General features: G+C 58.8%; 14 protein-coding genes. 13 read left to right on the forward strand and 1 reads right to left on the reverse strand.

All coding sequences use genetic code 11. The features are described 5' to 3' along the window. Nucleotides 1–40 precede the first annotated feature (40 nt). From SH421x_RS12980 to SH421x_RS12995, 4 genes are read left to right on the forward strand one after another with little or no spacing between them, the layout of a single operon-like run. Nucleotides 41–238: a hypothetical protein gene (locus SH421x_RS12980; RefSeq protein ID WP_488856126.1), complete on the forward strand. Its 198-nt coding sequence runs from the start codon at nt 41–43 to the stop codon at nt 236–238. Continuing rightward, nucleotides 235–1,302, forward strand: coding sequence for a S8 family peptidase (locus tag SH421x_RS12985; RefSeq protein ID WP_488856127.1), 1,068 nt, complete (start codon nt 235–237; stop codon nt 1,300–1,302). The genes SH421x_RS12980 and SH421x_RS12985 overlap by 4 nt, the downstream gene beginning before the upstream one ends. Continuing rightward, on the forward strand, nt 1,302–2,888 hold the full coding sequence (locus SH421x_RS12990) for a hypothetical protein (protein ID WP_488856128.1): 1,587 nt from the start codon (nt 1,302–1,304) through the stop codon (nt 2,886–2,888). Before SH421x_RS12985 ends, SH421x_RS12990 begins: the two co-directional genes overlap by 1 nt. Then, entirely contained in the window at nt 2,885–4,033 is a 1,149-nt protein-coding gene (locus SH421x_RS12995) for a hypothetical protein (RefSeq protein ID WP_488856129.1), read from the forward strand. Before SH421x_RS12990 ends, SH421x_RS12995 begins: the two co-directional genes overlap by 4 nt. 23 nt (nt 4,034–4,056) lie before the next feature. Here the strand turns inward: SH421x_RS12995 and SH421x_RS13000 are convergent, their stop codons facing one another. Further along, on the reverse strand, nt 4,057–4,278 hold the full coding sequence (locus tag SH421x_RS13000) for a hypothetical protein (RefSeq protein ID WP_488856130.1): 222 nt from the start codon (nt 4,276–4,278) through the stop codon (nt 4,057–4,059). Nucleotides 4,279–4,638: 360 nt separating this feature from the next. On the opposite strand from SH421x_RS13000, the gene SH421x_RS13005 reads away from it, so the two are divergent. The 9 genes from SH421x_RS13005 (at nt 4,639) to SH421x_RS13045 (ending at nt 14,608) form a co-directional block, all read left to right on the forward strand. Further along, entirely contained in the window at nt 4,639–4,794 is a 156-nt protein-coding gene (locus tag SH421x_RS13005) for a hypothetical protein (RefSeq protein ID WP_488856132.1), read from the forward strand. A gap of 13 nt (nt 4,795–4,807) precedes the next feature. Then, a complete protein-coding gene (locus SH421x_RS13010) occupies nt 4,808–5,455 on the forward strand; it encodes a hypothetical protein (RefSeq protein WP_488856133.1) in 648 nt (215 codons plus the stop codon). Between the two features lie 81 nt (nt 5,456–5,536). Then, nucleotides 5,537–7,828 carry a terminase gpA endonuclease subunit gene (locus SH421x_RS13015; protein ID WP_488856134.1) on the forward strand — a complete coding sequence of 764 codons (2,292 nt, stop codon included), beginning with the start codon at nt 5,537–5,539 and terminating at the stop codon, nt 7,826–7,828. Nucleotides 7,829–9,120: 1,292 nt separating this feature from the next. Then, complete coding sequence (locus tag SH421x_RS13020) at nt 9,121–9,324, forward strand: hypothetical protein (RefSeq protein ID WP_488856135.1); 204 nt, start codon at nt 9,121–9,123, stop codon at nt 9,322–9,324. A gap of 23 nt (nt 9,325–9,347) precedes the next feature. Further along, on the forward strand, nt 9,348–10,850 hold the full coding sequence (locus SH421x_RS13025) for a phage portal protein (RefSeq protein ID WP_488856136.1): 1,503 nt from the start codon (nt 9,348–9,350) through the stop codon (nt 10,848–10,850). Beyond that, entirely contained in the window at nt 10,843–13,179 is a 2,337-nt protein-coding gene (locus SH421x_RS13030; RefSeq protein WP_488856138.1) for a phage major capsid protein, read from the forward strand. Before SH421x_RS13025 ends, SH421x_RS13030 begins: the two co-directional genes overlap by 8 nt. A 105-nt stretch (nt 13,180–13,284) precedes the next feature. Then, nucleotides 13,285–13,647 (forward strand): capsid cement protein, encoded by a 363-nt coding sequence (locus SH421x_RS13035; protein ID WP_488856140.1) that lies wholly within the window; start codon nt 13,285–13,287, stop codon nt 13,645–13,647. 101 nt (nt 13,648–13,748) lie between these two features. Next, nucleotides 13,749–14,141, forward strand: a complete 393-nt coding sequence (locus tag SH421x_RS13040) for a hypothetical protein (RefSeq protein WP_488856141.1) — start codon at nt 13,749–13,751, stop codon at nt 14,139–14,141. Further along, nucleotides 14,141–14,608 (forward strand): hypothetical protein, encoded by a 468-nt coding sequence (locus tag SH421x_RS13045; protein ID WP_488856142.1) that lies wholly within the window; start codon nt 14,141–14,143, stop codon nt 14,606–14,608. The genes SH421x_RS13040 and SH421x_RS13045 overlap by 1 nt, the downstream gene beginning before the upstream one ends. The last annotated feature ends 16 nt before the right edge of the window (nt 14,609–14,624 follow it).

The following is a 14,624-nucleotide window of genomic DNA, read 5'->3' on the forward strand; positions in this document are numbered from 1 at the left end:
CGCCGCGCTCATCGATGACCGTGGCGGCGGGAGAGTTTCCATGCGTATGTTTCTCGAATCCGCCGCATTCACTTTCGGCCTTGTGATCACAATCGCGTTCATGTTCGCGTTGGTGATTGCCATCGGCAGGTCGCTGGTGAGCCTCAACGCTTACTGCCGCGATCGGCACGAAACGTACATCGAATCGCTCGAACCCCAGTCCCTCGAACCACCGCTCTCTAGTGAGATCCCGCAATGATCGCAGATGGAAAATTTTTCGCGTTGCCGCCGGTCTGTCGGAATCCGTTTTCAATCCGCAAATCGTCGGACGAGCTGCCGTACCATATTGCGGATCCGGACTACGCCAACATCCGGTTGCGATCCGGCGCCGGCGAAGGGATCAAGGTGGGCGTTGTCGATACTGGGATCGACAGCAATCACCCCGAGGTCCGTGACGCGCTGGCCGATATCCACGATTTTTCTGGCAGCCGCACCGGTCCGTTCGACAGCGACGGCCATGGGACGCATGTCGCCAGCACGATCGCCGGCAGACGTGTTGGCATCGCGCCGCGAGCCAAACTCTACATTGCCAAGGCGCTGGGTGATAACGGCAGCGGCTCCGATCGCTCGGTCGCCAACGCCATCCTCTGGCTGGTCGACCAGCGAGTCGACATTATCAACCTTTCGCTCGGCTCTCCATCACCATCACCGTTGATCGAAGAGGCTTGCCAGATCGCCCACTCGCAAGGGATCTTGGTGTTTTGCGCGAGCGGCAACGAAGGAGCGACGCGGAGCGGCTATCCGGCCGCCTACGACGCCTATTGCGTTTCGGTCGGCGCCGTCGATCGCCAGTTGAACTTGGCGCGTTTCTCCAACCGCGGAATCAACGTCGATCTGGTCCACTACGGCGTCGACGTCTACGCGGCGATTCCAGATGGTCAGTATCAGTCGATGAGCGGCACTTCGATGGCCTGCCCGAACGCCTGCGGACTGGCGGCCGATCGACTCTCGACCGAGCTGAAATATTTCGGCGCGATCCGCACGACGACGTTATCGCAGCTGAAAGATTACGAGCCCTACACGGTCGACCTGGGCGCCGTCGGCCGCGACGATCGCTTTGGGTGGGGTTTTCCTACCGCAGAAAAGGTCATTCTGGCCGACCTGCCGCAGGCGACAGAACCTGGCCAGCCGGCTGAGCCGTCGCCGGTCCCTGGTGGGAAATTCTTTATCGACGGCTTTCAAGGCGGCGTAAAGGGCACTTACGTCTGCGATTCGTTCCGCTTCGTGCCTAACGACAATCAGGATCCGGATATCCCCTTCTAGTGCAAGCCGCCCTGCTACTAATTGTCCTATCTGCAGCCGCAGGCCAAGAAAAGCCGGCGGCTTGGGGGGATCCGCGCGTTGCCTTTGCGGCGGCGGCGGCCGATGCGCAAGCATTGGGCCCGCGGGCGATCTTTGTGCGCTACGTCTGGAACCCGGTACCGGACGAAGCGACGATCAAATGGCACACGCAGGTCGCCAACGAATGCGTGTCGGCGATTGATAACCCGATGATCGTGCGGCCGACGGTGCTGGCCGGCGGCCAGGTGCTGCGCTGGAATCTGCTGGACTTGGCGCCGCGGATCAATCCAGACGGATCGAGCGACGTGTTTCGCTTGATGGAAGTCTGGGATCGAATGTTCGATCCTCACCTGCAGGTGAAGCTGATCGAGCCCCTCAAAATCAAAGTCGCGACGGCGCCTTATAAAGCGAGCGATGGCAAGATTTACAATTTCCGGATTGTCTCCAGATCGACGACGACCAGTGAACAGTTCGAACCCTGGGGCTCGCAGCTGCAGGCTTTTTGTCTCACGAATACGCCGATGGTCTCGCTGCCGGAGTTTACCCGGGCCGCGATGACAACCGTCGACGGCGGCTTGTATTACGATTTTCTCGGCTTGCCGACGACGCTCGATGAATTACTAAAGCTGGTCGGCGCTGAGCGGGCGCGTGCCGAGGCGCAGCGGGCCGACATCAAGGCGGTCACCGTTCGCTCAGGCGTGACCTACGCACCACGACGGATTATCGTGCTGCGATCCAGCAGCAGCCGCCCGAGCGAAAACCAGGGCTTGGTCTGGCTGACCGAAGACTTTGCGAAAGGCGAACTGGCGCCCGAGGTCGATCCGGCTCGCAATCTCCAAGGCAAAAAACGGGACGCCGGAGAATTGGTAGGCGATCGGGCCAACGGCGGTCACTGGTACTATCTGCACGACAAAGACGGCAAACGGCAAGATTCGGCGCCCGACAAGATAGCCAGCGATCTGCACTTCTTGGATCCGCGGCTGCAGCCGGCCAAGAGCTGCGTCGTTTGCCATGCGATCGAACAATCGCGCGGGCTCCGGACCTTCGCCAAGGATGTCGACCGCACGCTTACTTCGGGCCCGGTCGACCAGGTGGGAGAACGCGGGATCTTGCTGGGCCAGGAGCAAGACCAGGCGTCGCGAACGGTCGGCCAGTATCACTGGGATCCGCGCAAGATGGTTGAACGAGCTCGCGACGACTATAGCGATTTTTGCATCCGCTGCACCGGCACGCTGCAGCCGGAAGATATCGGCGAAATGACGCGACAATTTTTCGTGCAATACGAAGATGCGGGCGTGACGCCCCTGCAGGCCTGCGCCGAGCTGGGGATGGATCCACCGGCCGATGGCAGAGATTTTGATAATGCGGCCGCGGCCGAGCTGCTGCGCGAGCGTTGTCCTCCATTGCCGGTCGAGCTTTTGCCGGGAGTACTTCCCGAAGACATCTACATCGCCACGCTCATGGATGGGCGGGCGATTCCTCGCTCTAACTTTTTGCAAATCGTTTTGGAAATGCGGCGGAGGCTCTATAGGGCCGAAGACGCCGCCCAGGGAGGGAACCCGACATGATCCGTTTACTTTCGATTGGGCTGTTGCTGCTGGTGATGATCGCCGTCAGCTCTCCGCCGGCGGCGATCGCCGATGATTATTCGTATGGCCAGACGCATGGCGCCTACACCTATCGCGATGGCTATTGGTGGGCCGGCGGCAACGCCTACACGCGCACCAAAGAGTACTTCTGGAGCTGCGGACGGCAGTACTATCGGTGGAGTTACACGCGGCTGCCGAATCCCTACAGCCGCAGCGGCGCCTATCCCCCTTCGGCCGACGCCACGGTCCTCAACTACAAAACGCCGGGGGCGATTGAAAAGCTGATTGACCTGGCGGGGAAACGCGACCAGTACATTTTGAGCGAACGCCGCTCCGCGCTCGAGCAGCAATATTTTCTGAAGGCGGTCGATGCGCTGGGGCTGGGAGGAAATTTTCACGTCGACGGCTACGGCCAAGCGGTTGGCTACGGCATGCCGATCGGCGGCGGTTTCGCCAGCCAGGGAGTCGTGACGCAGACGCCAGCCTACGGCGGCAATTCGCTCTACGGTTATTCGTACTCGAAAATTTCGGACGCCTACAACCAGGCCGACCGTAACGAGCTGCTGAATCAGTTCGGCAACACGACGAACCACGCGTATGAGCTTGCGGGGAAGTCGACCGAATCGATGAAAGATCTCTATAAGACGGAGATGGCGACACAGGAAAGAGTGGCGGCGATCATCGCCGATCGGGACAAGGCGGTCGCCGCGCTCGAAACAGCGATGGTTGGCGCTGCCAACGTAGTGACGGCGTCGAAATCGCCGCACGTTCGGACTGAAGAGCGGATCGAGCAGTATGGCCAGGCGCCGGCGCAGTCGGCGGCCGGTAGCCAAACGACGTTTCAAAAATCGTCCCTGGCGCTGACAACGCAAAAATGCGCCAGCTGCCATAGCGGCGACGCGGCGCCCAAGGACTTAGCTCTCGACGGCACGCAGCGGCTCTCTTTTGACGACCAAATGAAGTCGCACGTCGCGATGATGTTGGGGCGCGGCGAGATCTCGCCCGAGGAGGCGGCCAAGCATGGCGTGACGAAGGCGATGCCGCCGGCGTCGAGCGGCCAAACGGTCACTCCAGCCGAGTCGGTCCAGATTTCGGCCGAAATCCAAGAAATATCTGCGCCGTAGCCCCTAGGGGCCAGCGTGCAAATTCACTGTTTTTTGTTTTTGGATCCATCAAGGAGGATGTGATGTACGAAGGAATTTTGCGAGCTCGCCGAAATGTGGCGAAGTTCGCGCTGGCGGTTGCGGCTTTGATCGCGATCAGCTTGTTTAGCGTCAGTGCTGTCCAAGCGCAGCACTGCGGCGAGTTTGGCGGCCAGTCGGTGGCGTTTGACGCGTTCGGCAATCCGGTCGCGTTCGGCGGCGTTCATCCGCAGTTCCGCCGAGCGGGCTTTGTGGGCTTCGCCCCGAGGCCGGTTTCCCGATTCTCCGCGGCGAGGCAATTCAACTCGCAGCGTCCGCAGTTCATTTTCGTGAACGGCCGACTAGTCCGCGTTTTTTAATTCTGACCCGCGTTGCCACGCGAAGTTTCCGCTTCGAGTGGTGACGCTTTTTCGACGGCTCCAGCGTGTCGATCAGCGATCGTACCGTCGCATGATCGGCAAGGGCTGATCCCGGTTCGACTCCGGGGGCTTTCCTGAGGCGGCCACAAATATTTTTGTTGTTTCAGTCCAAGCAGCAAATCCAGTAGGCAAGACGCGGCCGCCTCTTTTTTCATCCTGGAGGCTCGGTTGAAAGTCACTCAAAAAAAACTCGCCGAGCTGATGAATACCGATGTCGCCACGGTGAAGTGGCTGCTCGACGAAGGGGCGCCGCGGGGGAGCAGCGGCAAGATTGATCTTTTTGAGTTTTCGGCCTGGTTGATTTTGCAGACGAGCGGGTCTTAACAAGGAGGTTTGGATGTCGCGATGTCGTGATTTTTGCCGGCTTGATCTGCAGATGTTTCTGCAGGCCTACTTTCCAGACGTATTTCATCAACGGTTTGACGGCAATCGCGCCGCGGCCGTGAAGGCGATTGAAGGTGCGGCGCTCGATCGTACGCAACATGGAGAGCTGTTGGAACGCGGCGAAGGAGCAACGTCGCTGCTCTGGGGCGGTGCTATCTGGTGCCTAGCTTATCGGCATCGTAGTTTTCTCGTGACGCTGCACTTTGACCCTGCCGACGCCGACAATTTTCGCGATACGATCATTCGCCAGCTGCAGACGAACCAACGAATTCGGAGCGACTTTCCGAACTTGGCCGTGGCTGAGTTTCCGCGATTTAAGCATGGCTGGATCCGTAGTGTCGACGACGAAGTTGCAATCCTTTGCCGGAGCATCCTGGGGAGTTTCCGCGGGCTGAGGTCTCGAACGGAACTTGGGCTCGAAATCCGTCCAGACGCTGTCTTCGCGGACAGCTCCGTAGGCAATCCGGATTCGGTGGCAGAAGAGGCAAGTCGCAAGCAAAAGCTGAGACTGTTGTCACATAGCCTTTCGGGGTTAGCGCGCCCCAGTGGCTTTGTGGCGTTTGAGGCGATCTCGGACGCGGAGAGATTTCTGCGTCGCTAGGGACAGCGGCGTGACGGCGCAGGAAGCGTCCCACGCCGATCAGCAGGATCCGCCAATTCAAAAAATGGCAAGGAAGCCAATTTGAAAATCGCTCCGGGGGAATTCTTGGCGCGCGTCAATTCGACGCCGCTGGGAAAAGTGATCAGTGAGCGCACGCTCCGCCGGCATCGGCAGGAGCTAGGTGAATCTGCGTCTGATATCGACGTCGGGCTCTATCTAGCTCACCTGACGGAACGGTTTCAAAAGAAAAAAGAGGCGGCCGCTGCGTCGACTTACGAAGCGAAAAAAGAGGCGGCTCGCGATCGCTCGCAGCGGGTTTCGTTTGAGGGACGCGATTGCGGCCCGCTGCCTGAAGTTCTGGATCCAGAGCGCAAGGAAGCTTGCCGCCACGATCTAAAGCTTTTTCTGGAAACGTACCTGGCCGACGTCTTTGTCCAGGATTGGTCGGACGATCATCTAAAGGTGATCGCGGCCATGCAGGAAACGATTTTAACCGGGGCGCAGTTCGCCCTGGCGATGCCCCGCGGCTCGGGAAAAACTTCGTTGACCGAAGGCGCCGCGATCTGGGCGATTTTCTACGGTCACCGCCGTTTCGTCGTGATCATCGGCTCCGACGCTGAGGCGGCTGGCGAGCTGCTCGAATCGATCAAGACGCAGTGCGAACACAACGAAACGCTCTACGAAGATTTCCCGGAGGTCTGCCATCCGATCCGGGCCCTCGAGGGAATTACGCATCGCTGCAAAGGCCAGCTGTTCAACGGCCAGTCGACCGCAATCAAGTGGCAGACCAACCAGGTGGTGTTTCCCACGATCCCCGGATCGGCCGCGTCCGGCGCCGTGATGAAGGTTCGCGGGCTGACGGGGCGGATCCGCGGCATGAAACATATCACGGCCGAAGGAGAATCACTGCGGCCTGACTTCGCGATTCTCGACGACCCGCAGACCGACGAATCGGCGTTTTCTCTGGAGCAAACCAACAAGCGGGAACGCACGATCGCCGGCGCCGTGCTGGGGCTGGCTGGCCCGGGCAAATCGATTGCGGCGGTGATGCTCTGCACGATCATCGCTCACAACGACTTGGCGCACCGGCTGCTCGATCGCGAAAAGAATCCGGAATGGCGCGGCATCCGAACGCAGCTGATGTACGCGCTGCCGACCGATCTTTCTCTCTGGGAAAAATACTTCGAGATCCTGGACGAGGATTTGCGGCTCGACCGCGGCCGCGACCGGGCGAACGCCTTCTACAAGAAGCACCGCAAGCAGTTGGACGCCGGCGCCTTGCCCGCCTGGCTGGTGCGCTTCGACGTCGCCAAGGGGGAAATCTCGGCGATCCAGCACGCGATGCATTTGCGGCACAAAAACGAATATGCGTTTTTGGCTGAGTACCAAAACGATCCGCCGGATGAGATGGCGGACGACGGGCAGATGCTCACGGTCGACCAGATCTGCGAGAAGATCAACGGCTTTTTGCAGAACGAGATCCCGCCCGATACCGAGTACGTCGTCGCCGGCGTCGACGTCCAGTTGCATGCTCTGTACTTTTTCGTGTTGGCGATCTCCAGCGATTTCACGCCTTCGGTGGTCGACTACGGCGCCTGGCCTAAACAGCCGACCCGCTACTACACCTACACGTCAATCCCGATCCGGCTCGATCAGATTAAGGTCGATGGCGTTCCGCTCGCCCGGCGCAAGCCCGAGTCCCGGATCCGTTACGCGCTGGAGGCCCTGGTCAACAACGATTTAATGCTTCGCAAGTTTGAGCGAGACGACGGCTCCGAGCTGGAGATCTGCCGCTGCCTGATCGACTACGGCTATTACAAGAACGTCGTCTTTCGATTTGTCCGCGAGTCGACCCATAAGGCGCGACTCTATCCCGCGAAGGGGATGGGGCTCGGCCCCGAGCAAAAGCTGATCAGCGAGGCCAAGCCAAAACCAGGGGAACGGATCGGCGAGGAATGGATCATCCCTAAAGCGGACGGGAAACGCTCCGTCCGCTATGTCCACTTTGACACCAATCATTGGAAGACGTTTGCCCAAGATCGATTGTCGACGCCGATCGGCGAGCCGGGCGCGATGACGCTCCACAAGGCGAAGCCGGTCCATCACAAGATGGTGGCCGAACATTTGGCGGCCGAATATCGCGTCCGGATGAAAGCCGAGAAATCGGGACGCAAGAAAGATCTCTGGAAGGCGAAGCCAAATCGCGACAACCACCTGGGTGACGCCTGCAACATGGCCCTGGTCGGCGGTTCGATCGAAGGGGCGGCGATCGAAGAACGGGATCCAGGCCCGAAACCGCAAGGACGCCAGAAACGACGCGGTGGCGTGAAAATGTCCGAACTCCGCAACCGCAAACGTCTCGGAGGTTTTTGATATGGCGAAGAAGCGTATTGCCAAAGCGGCGTCGCCTGCGCCTTCCCGGCCGAAGCGGAAGATCGCCAAGCGGGCAAAGGGATCGAAGCTGGATCTGGAGCTGCCGGCGGTCATCAAAAAACCGCGGCCGGTACAGCCGGTTGAACCGGAGGAAGACGACGACCAGGTGGGCGTCCGCTGCCCGAGCTGCGGCTGCGGGCACTGCCCAGTTTACTACACGCGAAAACGCCTGAAACGTAGGATAAGATCGCGAACTTGTCGAAACTGTGGTCGCGGTTTCGTAACTGTCGAGAAAGTTATTGGTTCATGCGAATTTTGACTATGAAACGATACCCGAATTTGCCCAAGGATGGATTCATTTGACACGAGCACTACCAATGCTAGATTTGTAAATAGCGAAAACACCTGAGATGAGGCCATCTCAGGTGTTCATTCGGGATGGAGCGTCCCCGCAACTCGACTTGGGCCTTGACTAAATCCTTTAGTGCTTTGTAAACGCCTCATAGACGTGATGAGCCGCTAAGCTGGCATATAGTGCCGCTAGGCCTAAGCCGAGTAATAGCTTGATCATCGACGCCTCCTTTCTTCGTTGTATTCTTGGCGATTCCTATCTACGCCATGAATTAGTGCCAATTAGAAAGGGAATCGATCCCTCAATTCGCCCACGTATATGTAATGTGGAAGTGCGCGAAGTATCTCCTTTTCGCGCTGCATTGAATCGCAGACGCGATGAAAAGCTTTATTTTTCAGGGATAGAGTAACTAGAAGATGAAAAGAAACAAGGATGTTGAACGTGAAGCGCTCTTTTACGTTCAGGAAAGTAGATGGGTTAAATAATTGGCCATTAAGGCTGGTTAGAGGAAAGCATCTTTTCGTAAATAGCAAAGGCGAAATCTATGCCAAACTGTTTACGGGTTCCCGTACGGCGGGCGTTACTATTTGGTGCCTAACACTTTGAGAAAAGTGTGAGCGAAGCGCCCTTCGTTCCAACACATATTACAGATTTCGATACTGCGCGCGTTTTTCGCTTCCCATACGAAAACTGCCTAAGCGTTGCGCAGCGATCTTTTCCGCAGATGGAAAAATGGGTCACTGGGGTGGCGTGGGTTGAGTTTGGAATCAATTTGAACGATCCAATAAGCAGCCACTTTTTCCATATCTGGAACGTAGTCGGGCATTCTCTCCAGTGAGCCTCTTTTCTCGCTGGCAATCGCGCATCGAGAGGCGATGATTCCGAAGCACGCAGGAGTAAGACCCGCAAAAAATGAATCTCGAAATTCTAGCGTAACTCGATGCCAGATGAACCCGATTTAACGGACGCAATCGCCGAAGCCGCGGCCAATCCGCTACGAGTTTCGGTCGACGGCGTGTCGGCTGACGCCCACTCGCTGAAAGATTTGATCGCGGCGGATGAGCACTTGAAGAAAAACGCGGCGACCAAAAACGGCCGCCGCGGCTTTCGCATCACGAAGATGATTCCGCCAGGGACGGCGTAGTTTTCACGCGGACAAGGATGTCCATGGTTAAACAACTGGTCAACGAATTCGGCGATATTTTGTCTTCGCGCGGGCAGCGTGAGGAGAAAATAAAATCGTTCTATCGCGAGCGGTACAACCAGCTGCAGGCGAAGTACGACGCCGCTGCGACCAATGACGAAAATCGCAAGCATTGGGGCAACGCCGATAATCTTTCGCCCGAGGCGGCCGCTCGGCCGGAAGTCCGCAAACGGCTTCGCTCGCGAGCCCGCTACGAATGCCACGAGAGCAATTCATTCGCCAAGGGCATTATTCTTACGCTGGCCAATGACCTGGTCGGCAAAGGCCCCACGCTGCAGGTGCAAGTCGGATCGGGGAGCGCGTCAGCCAACAAGCAGATCGAACGCCAATTTCAAAAGTGGGCGCGAGCAGCTGGTCTTAGCCGCAAGCTGCGCACCATGGCGACGTCGACGCCGGTCGACGGCGAAGTTTTCTGCGTACCGACCACCAACTTGCGCCAGCGTCATCCGGTCAAGCTGGCGCTAAAAGTTCTCGAGGCCGATTATTGCACGACGCCCGATCTGGGTGTCGGCGATCCGCTGGCGATCGACGGCGTCCGCTTCGACGCCGACGGCAACCCCCGCGAATATGACTTTCTCAAAAATCATCCGGGGAGTGATCGCGGCTATTTCGAGCTGAAGGCGACGCCGCTGCCGGCGGACCAGGTCATTCACTATTTTCGGGAGGATCGACCTGGCCAGGGACGCGGAATTCCTTGGGTGACCCCCGCGCTTCCGCTGTTCGCTCATTTGCGGCGGTTCACGCTGGCGGTCATCGCCGCGGCCGAAAGCGCCGCTCATTTCGCCGGCGTGATGCAGACCGATTCGAACACGATCGAACCGGACGAAGTCGATCCGATGGACGCGATCGAGTTCGAGATGCGCTCGATGCTCACCTTGCCTGCCGGCTGGAAGTTGTCGCAGCTCAAGGCCGAGCAGCCGACTACCACCTACGACATGTTCCGCAACGCGATCCTCAACGAGATCGCTCGCTGCTTGAACATGCCGTTTAACAAAGCTGCCGGCAATAGCAGTGGTTACAACTACGCCTCGGGCCGGCTCGATCATCAAACCTACTACGAGGCGATCTCGGTCGAACGCCAAAATCTCGAAGAGATCGTCCTCGATACCATCTTTGCTTGGTGGCTCGACGAAGCGGTACTCGTTCCGGGCGTGCTGCCCGATGACATGGGGCCGATCGCCGACATGACCCACTCGTGGCGTTGGCCGCGGCATCGGTCGATCGACCCGCTGAAGCAGGCGATGGCTGACAAGCTGCTGTGGGATATCGGCTTTCTGTCGGACGAGGAGTATTGCCTCGAGAACGATCTCGATCCCGAGGAGCATTACGAATCGCTCGCGCGGCAACAAAAACGCCGCAAGAAACTCAAGCTGCCGATGCCGGGCGAAAACCCGCTGCAGCCGGAAGTGACCCGCGATCTGATCAAGCAGCAAACGCAAGAAGAAGAGGAGCCGGTCAATGCCTAGCGAATTCGAAGCGTACCGGTCGACGCTACTGGGCAGAATCGCCCAATCGCTCGGCTTGCCATCCACGATCCGAGCGAGCGCCTCAGAGTCAGTTACGCCCGATTCGCTGATTGGCGCCGGCGACATCCCCGAGCAGCTTTGGATCGAGGCGGACGCCAGCGTCGAGATAGTCGAAGCGGCTGCCGGCGACAACGCAGATGCGCCGAAGCTGAAAAAATTCAAGCTGGTCGCCTATACCGGCGGCGTCATGCGTCCGAGTGGATTTGGAACCGACGTCGTTCTCGATCTCTCGACCACCAAGGTCGGCGCCGGTCCGCGGCCCATATTCCTACAGCATGAGCCATTGAAGCCGCTCGGTCATTCCGAAGCAGGTCAGATCAAAATCGATACGAAGATCACAGCCGAAGGGGTGTTCTCGGCAGTCAACGAGCATGTCGACGAAGTGATCGCATCGAGCGCCAACGGGTTTCCGTGGCGAGCTTCGATCGGGGCGCCCTACAAAAAAATTCAATACGTGCCTGAAGGCGAAAAAGCCCAGGTTAACGGGAAATCGTTCAAAGGTCCGCTCTATGTCGTGAGCGAGGCCACGTTGATGGAAATTTCGTTTGTGACGCTCGCCGGCGATGACCGGACCAGCGCCAAAGTAACGGCCCAAGGCGGGCAATCCAAGGAAGGAATTTTACAGATGAAATTCAGCGAATGGCTACTGAAGGCCAAGTTCAAAATCGAGCAGTTGACCGCCGAACAAGTCAAGCCGCTGCGAGCTGCCTGGCAAGCAGAACACGTCGACGCCGAAGATGACTTTGAGCAGGCGCTCAAGGCGAGCGGCCATGGAAGCGGAACGCCTCCGCCGATCGTGCCTCCGGCTGGCGGCGGTAATCTGCAAGTCAGCCAAGAGCAAGAACTGCAGACGCTGCGAGCTGCTCGCGCCGCCGACCTGGAACGCGAAGGCAAGATCCAGACGTTGCTGGCCGCCGCGAACCTGAAGCCGGAAGATCGTTTGACGATCCAAGCCAACGCCACGCGGGAAGGCTGGTCGACCGATCGAGCCGAATTGGAAATCATGCGGAAAGAACGCCCCAGCGGCGGCGAGTTCGCCATCCATGCCGGCCGCGGCGGACAGAACACCCCGACGCCTGGCGTCCTGATCGCTTCGCTTTGCCATACGTTCGGCAGCATTCCGGAAGCGGTCATCGCCCGCGGCGTTAGCGCCGAAGAGATGGACAAATCGACCGCGGTGCGCCATCGCTATACGTCGCTTCACTCGCTCATGGATCTCACGATCCAAGCGTCCGGCGGCTACTTCAGCGGCAACCGTAAGAGCAATGAATTCATTCGCGCCGCATTGCGTGCCGATCGCCAGCTGATGGGGGACGGGTATAGCTCGCTTAATGCGTCGAGTGGCTTCACCACCTTCTCTCTCGCCGGGATCTTGGGGAACGTCGCCAACAAATTGATGGTCGCCGCCTTCGAGGCACAGGAAGTTGTTCATCCGCAGCTGGTGAAACTCTCCAATCACAACGACTTCAAGCTCCATACCAGCTATCGGTTGGATTCTAAAGGTGGATACAAGAAGGTTGGCCGTGACGGCGAATTGAAACATTCGTCGCTAACCGAAACTCCCTTCACCAACAAGCTGGAGACTCACGGGACGATCATGGCGATCACTCGCCAAGACTTCATCGACGACGATCTCGGCGCCTTCGAGGCGATTCCGACGATGCTCGGCACGATGTCGCCACAGAAGCGCGAAGAAGTCTTCTTCAAACTGTTGCTCGCCGCCGCGACATTCAGCAACGCCAACGGCAATATCCTCCACGGAACCGACTACGTGCTCGGCCTGGCTGGCCTCGAAAAGGCGCGAGAAAAATTCCGCAATCGCGTCAATCCGAATGGCAAGCCGATCTTGGTCGGCGCTGATCGGATGCTGGCTCCGACGACCTTAGAGACGACCGCTAACAACTTGTACGCGGGCGAGACGGTCGAAGTGACGACCACGGCCAACAAGCCGATGGTCGCCCGCAACGCGCACAAGGGGCTCTACAAGCCGAATATCTCGCCGTACTGCAACAACACCGACATCACCGATGTCGACGGCAAGACGCTGACCGGACAGAGCGATACCGCCTGGTATCTCTTCAGCAACCCTGCCGTCTTGGCCGCGTTTGTGATGGCGACCCTCAACGGCCAGATGCTGCCGCACATTGAATCGGATGAGACCGATTTCCAAACCCTCGGCATGCAGTGGCGAGCCTACGACGATTTCGGGTTCGGCCAACAGGCCCCCGAAGGCGCCGTGAAAGTCACCGGCGTCGCCGACCCCGGCTAATTTTACCTGGCCTTCCGGCGGCGCCAGACGCCGCGGTCGGCCCTTGGGTTGCTAGTCAAACGAAACATCACGCGGCCTCGGCCGCACAACGAGGAGTGAAGAAGCATGGATGCTGAACTAGTACATGGCAAGCCGACCATGGTCGACTACTCGCCGGTTTCGGCCGTAGCTGCCGGCGACGTCGTCGTCATTGGTGATACGGTCCGCATCGCGCATCGTGACATCGCCGCCGGCGAATTGGGCGCACTCGCCTGCGAAGGCGCGGTCTACCGCGTCGCCAAAGCGGCTGGTGGATCCACCGCGATCGGCGATGGCCTGAAAGTCTACTGGGACGCCGCCAATAGCCGCGTCACTACGACCGCCAGCACGCACAAGATGATCGGCTACACCGTCGTCGCCTCCGTCGACGCCGACACCCATACGCTGATCAAACACCACCCAGCCGTCTACGGCCCTGACGCGACTTAATTTTGGGGGCGCACTTCCGTGCGAAGCGGGAGCTGCGCTGGTCCGTGATTTTTCACACTTCCGCCGTTTGATTTAACCACCACGCTTCGCGAGGCAACGCGATGGGAAACTTCCTTAGGAATGCGACGGACTGGTTGGCCAAGACGGTTCGCCAGTCTTCGCCTTCGCCGATCCGGTATCGGCGTGGGGAGCTTTTCGTCGTGATCGCGGACGCGGTTAAGGGGGGAAGTGATTTTGAGACGGCCGATTCGGAAGAAATGCGGGTCAATATTCGCTCGATCGATTGGTTGATCGATCCGGCGCAACTGATTTTGAACGGTTCGCAGACATTACCAAAACGGTCGGATGTGATTGAGGAGCTCGACGACGCTGGCGAGGTGACCGACACCTACAAGGTCAGCGGCGACGCCGGCGTGCCGGAATACGAGTGGGAAAGTCAATTTCGCAAACTGCTCCGCGTTCATTCGACGCGGACCAGCCCGAGTAACAGTTGATGTGCGCGAACGAACATGCCGCCGAATTGGCCGAGCTGCTGGCGGCCAAATTGACCGAGTACGGCTATCCGGCCGAGCGGGCCTGGCTGCCGTTCTATGACGCCGAAGATTTGGGAACGGCTCAAATCTGCGTTGTTCCGGCGGCGCATGAACAATCGGTACGCGATCGCGTCGGCAACTATCACGATATTGAACTGCGAATCTTCGTTTCGCGCAAGATCGACAATGTCGAAGACGTGACGGAGATCGACGCCGCGGCGGCGGTGATGGGAGGCATCAAACGCCTTTACGATCGGCCGTCTGACACTGAAGAACATCCGCACGTTGGCGCACTTAGACATGAGCCGATCGGCGGCGCCAAGTGGACGGGCCGCCTAGTCAACAATCCGTTGTTCGAACCAGAGCAGCTCAACACCAACGGCCTATACATCGCACAAACGGTCGTCGCCTATCGCGGCGCCAACTAACAGGGAAGGAACCCGA

The organism is Blastopirellula sp. SH421, assembly GCF_057808535.1.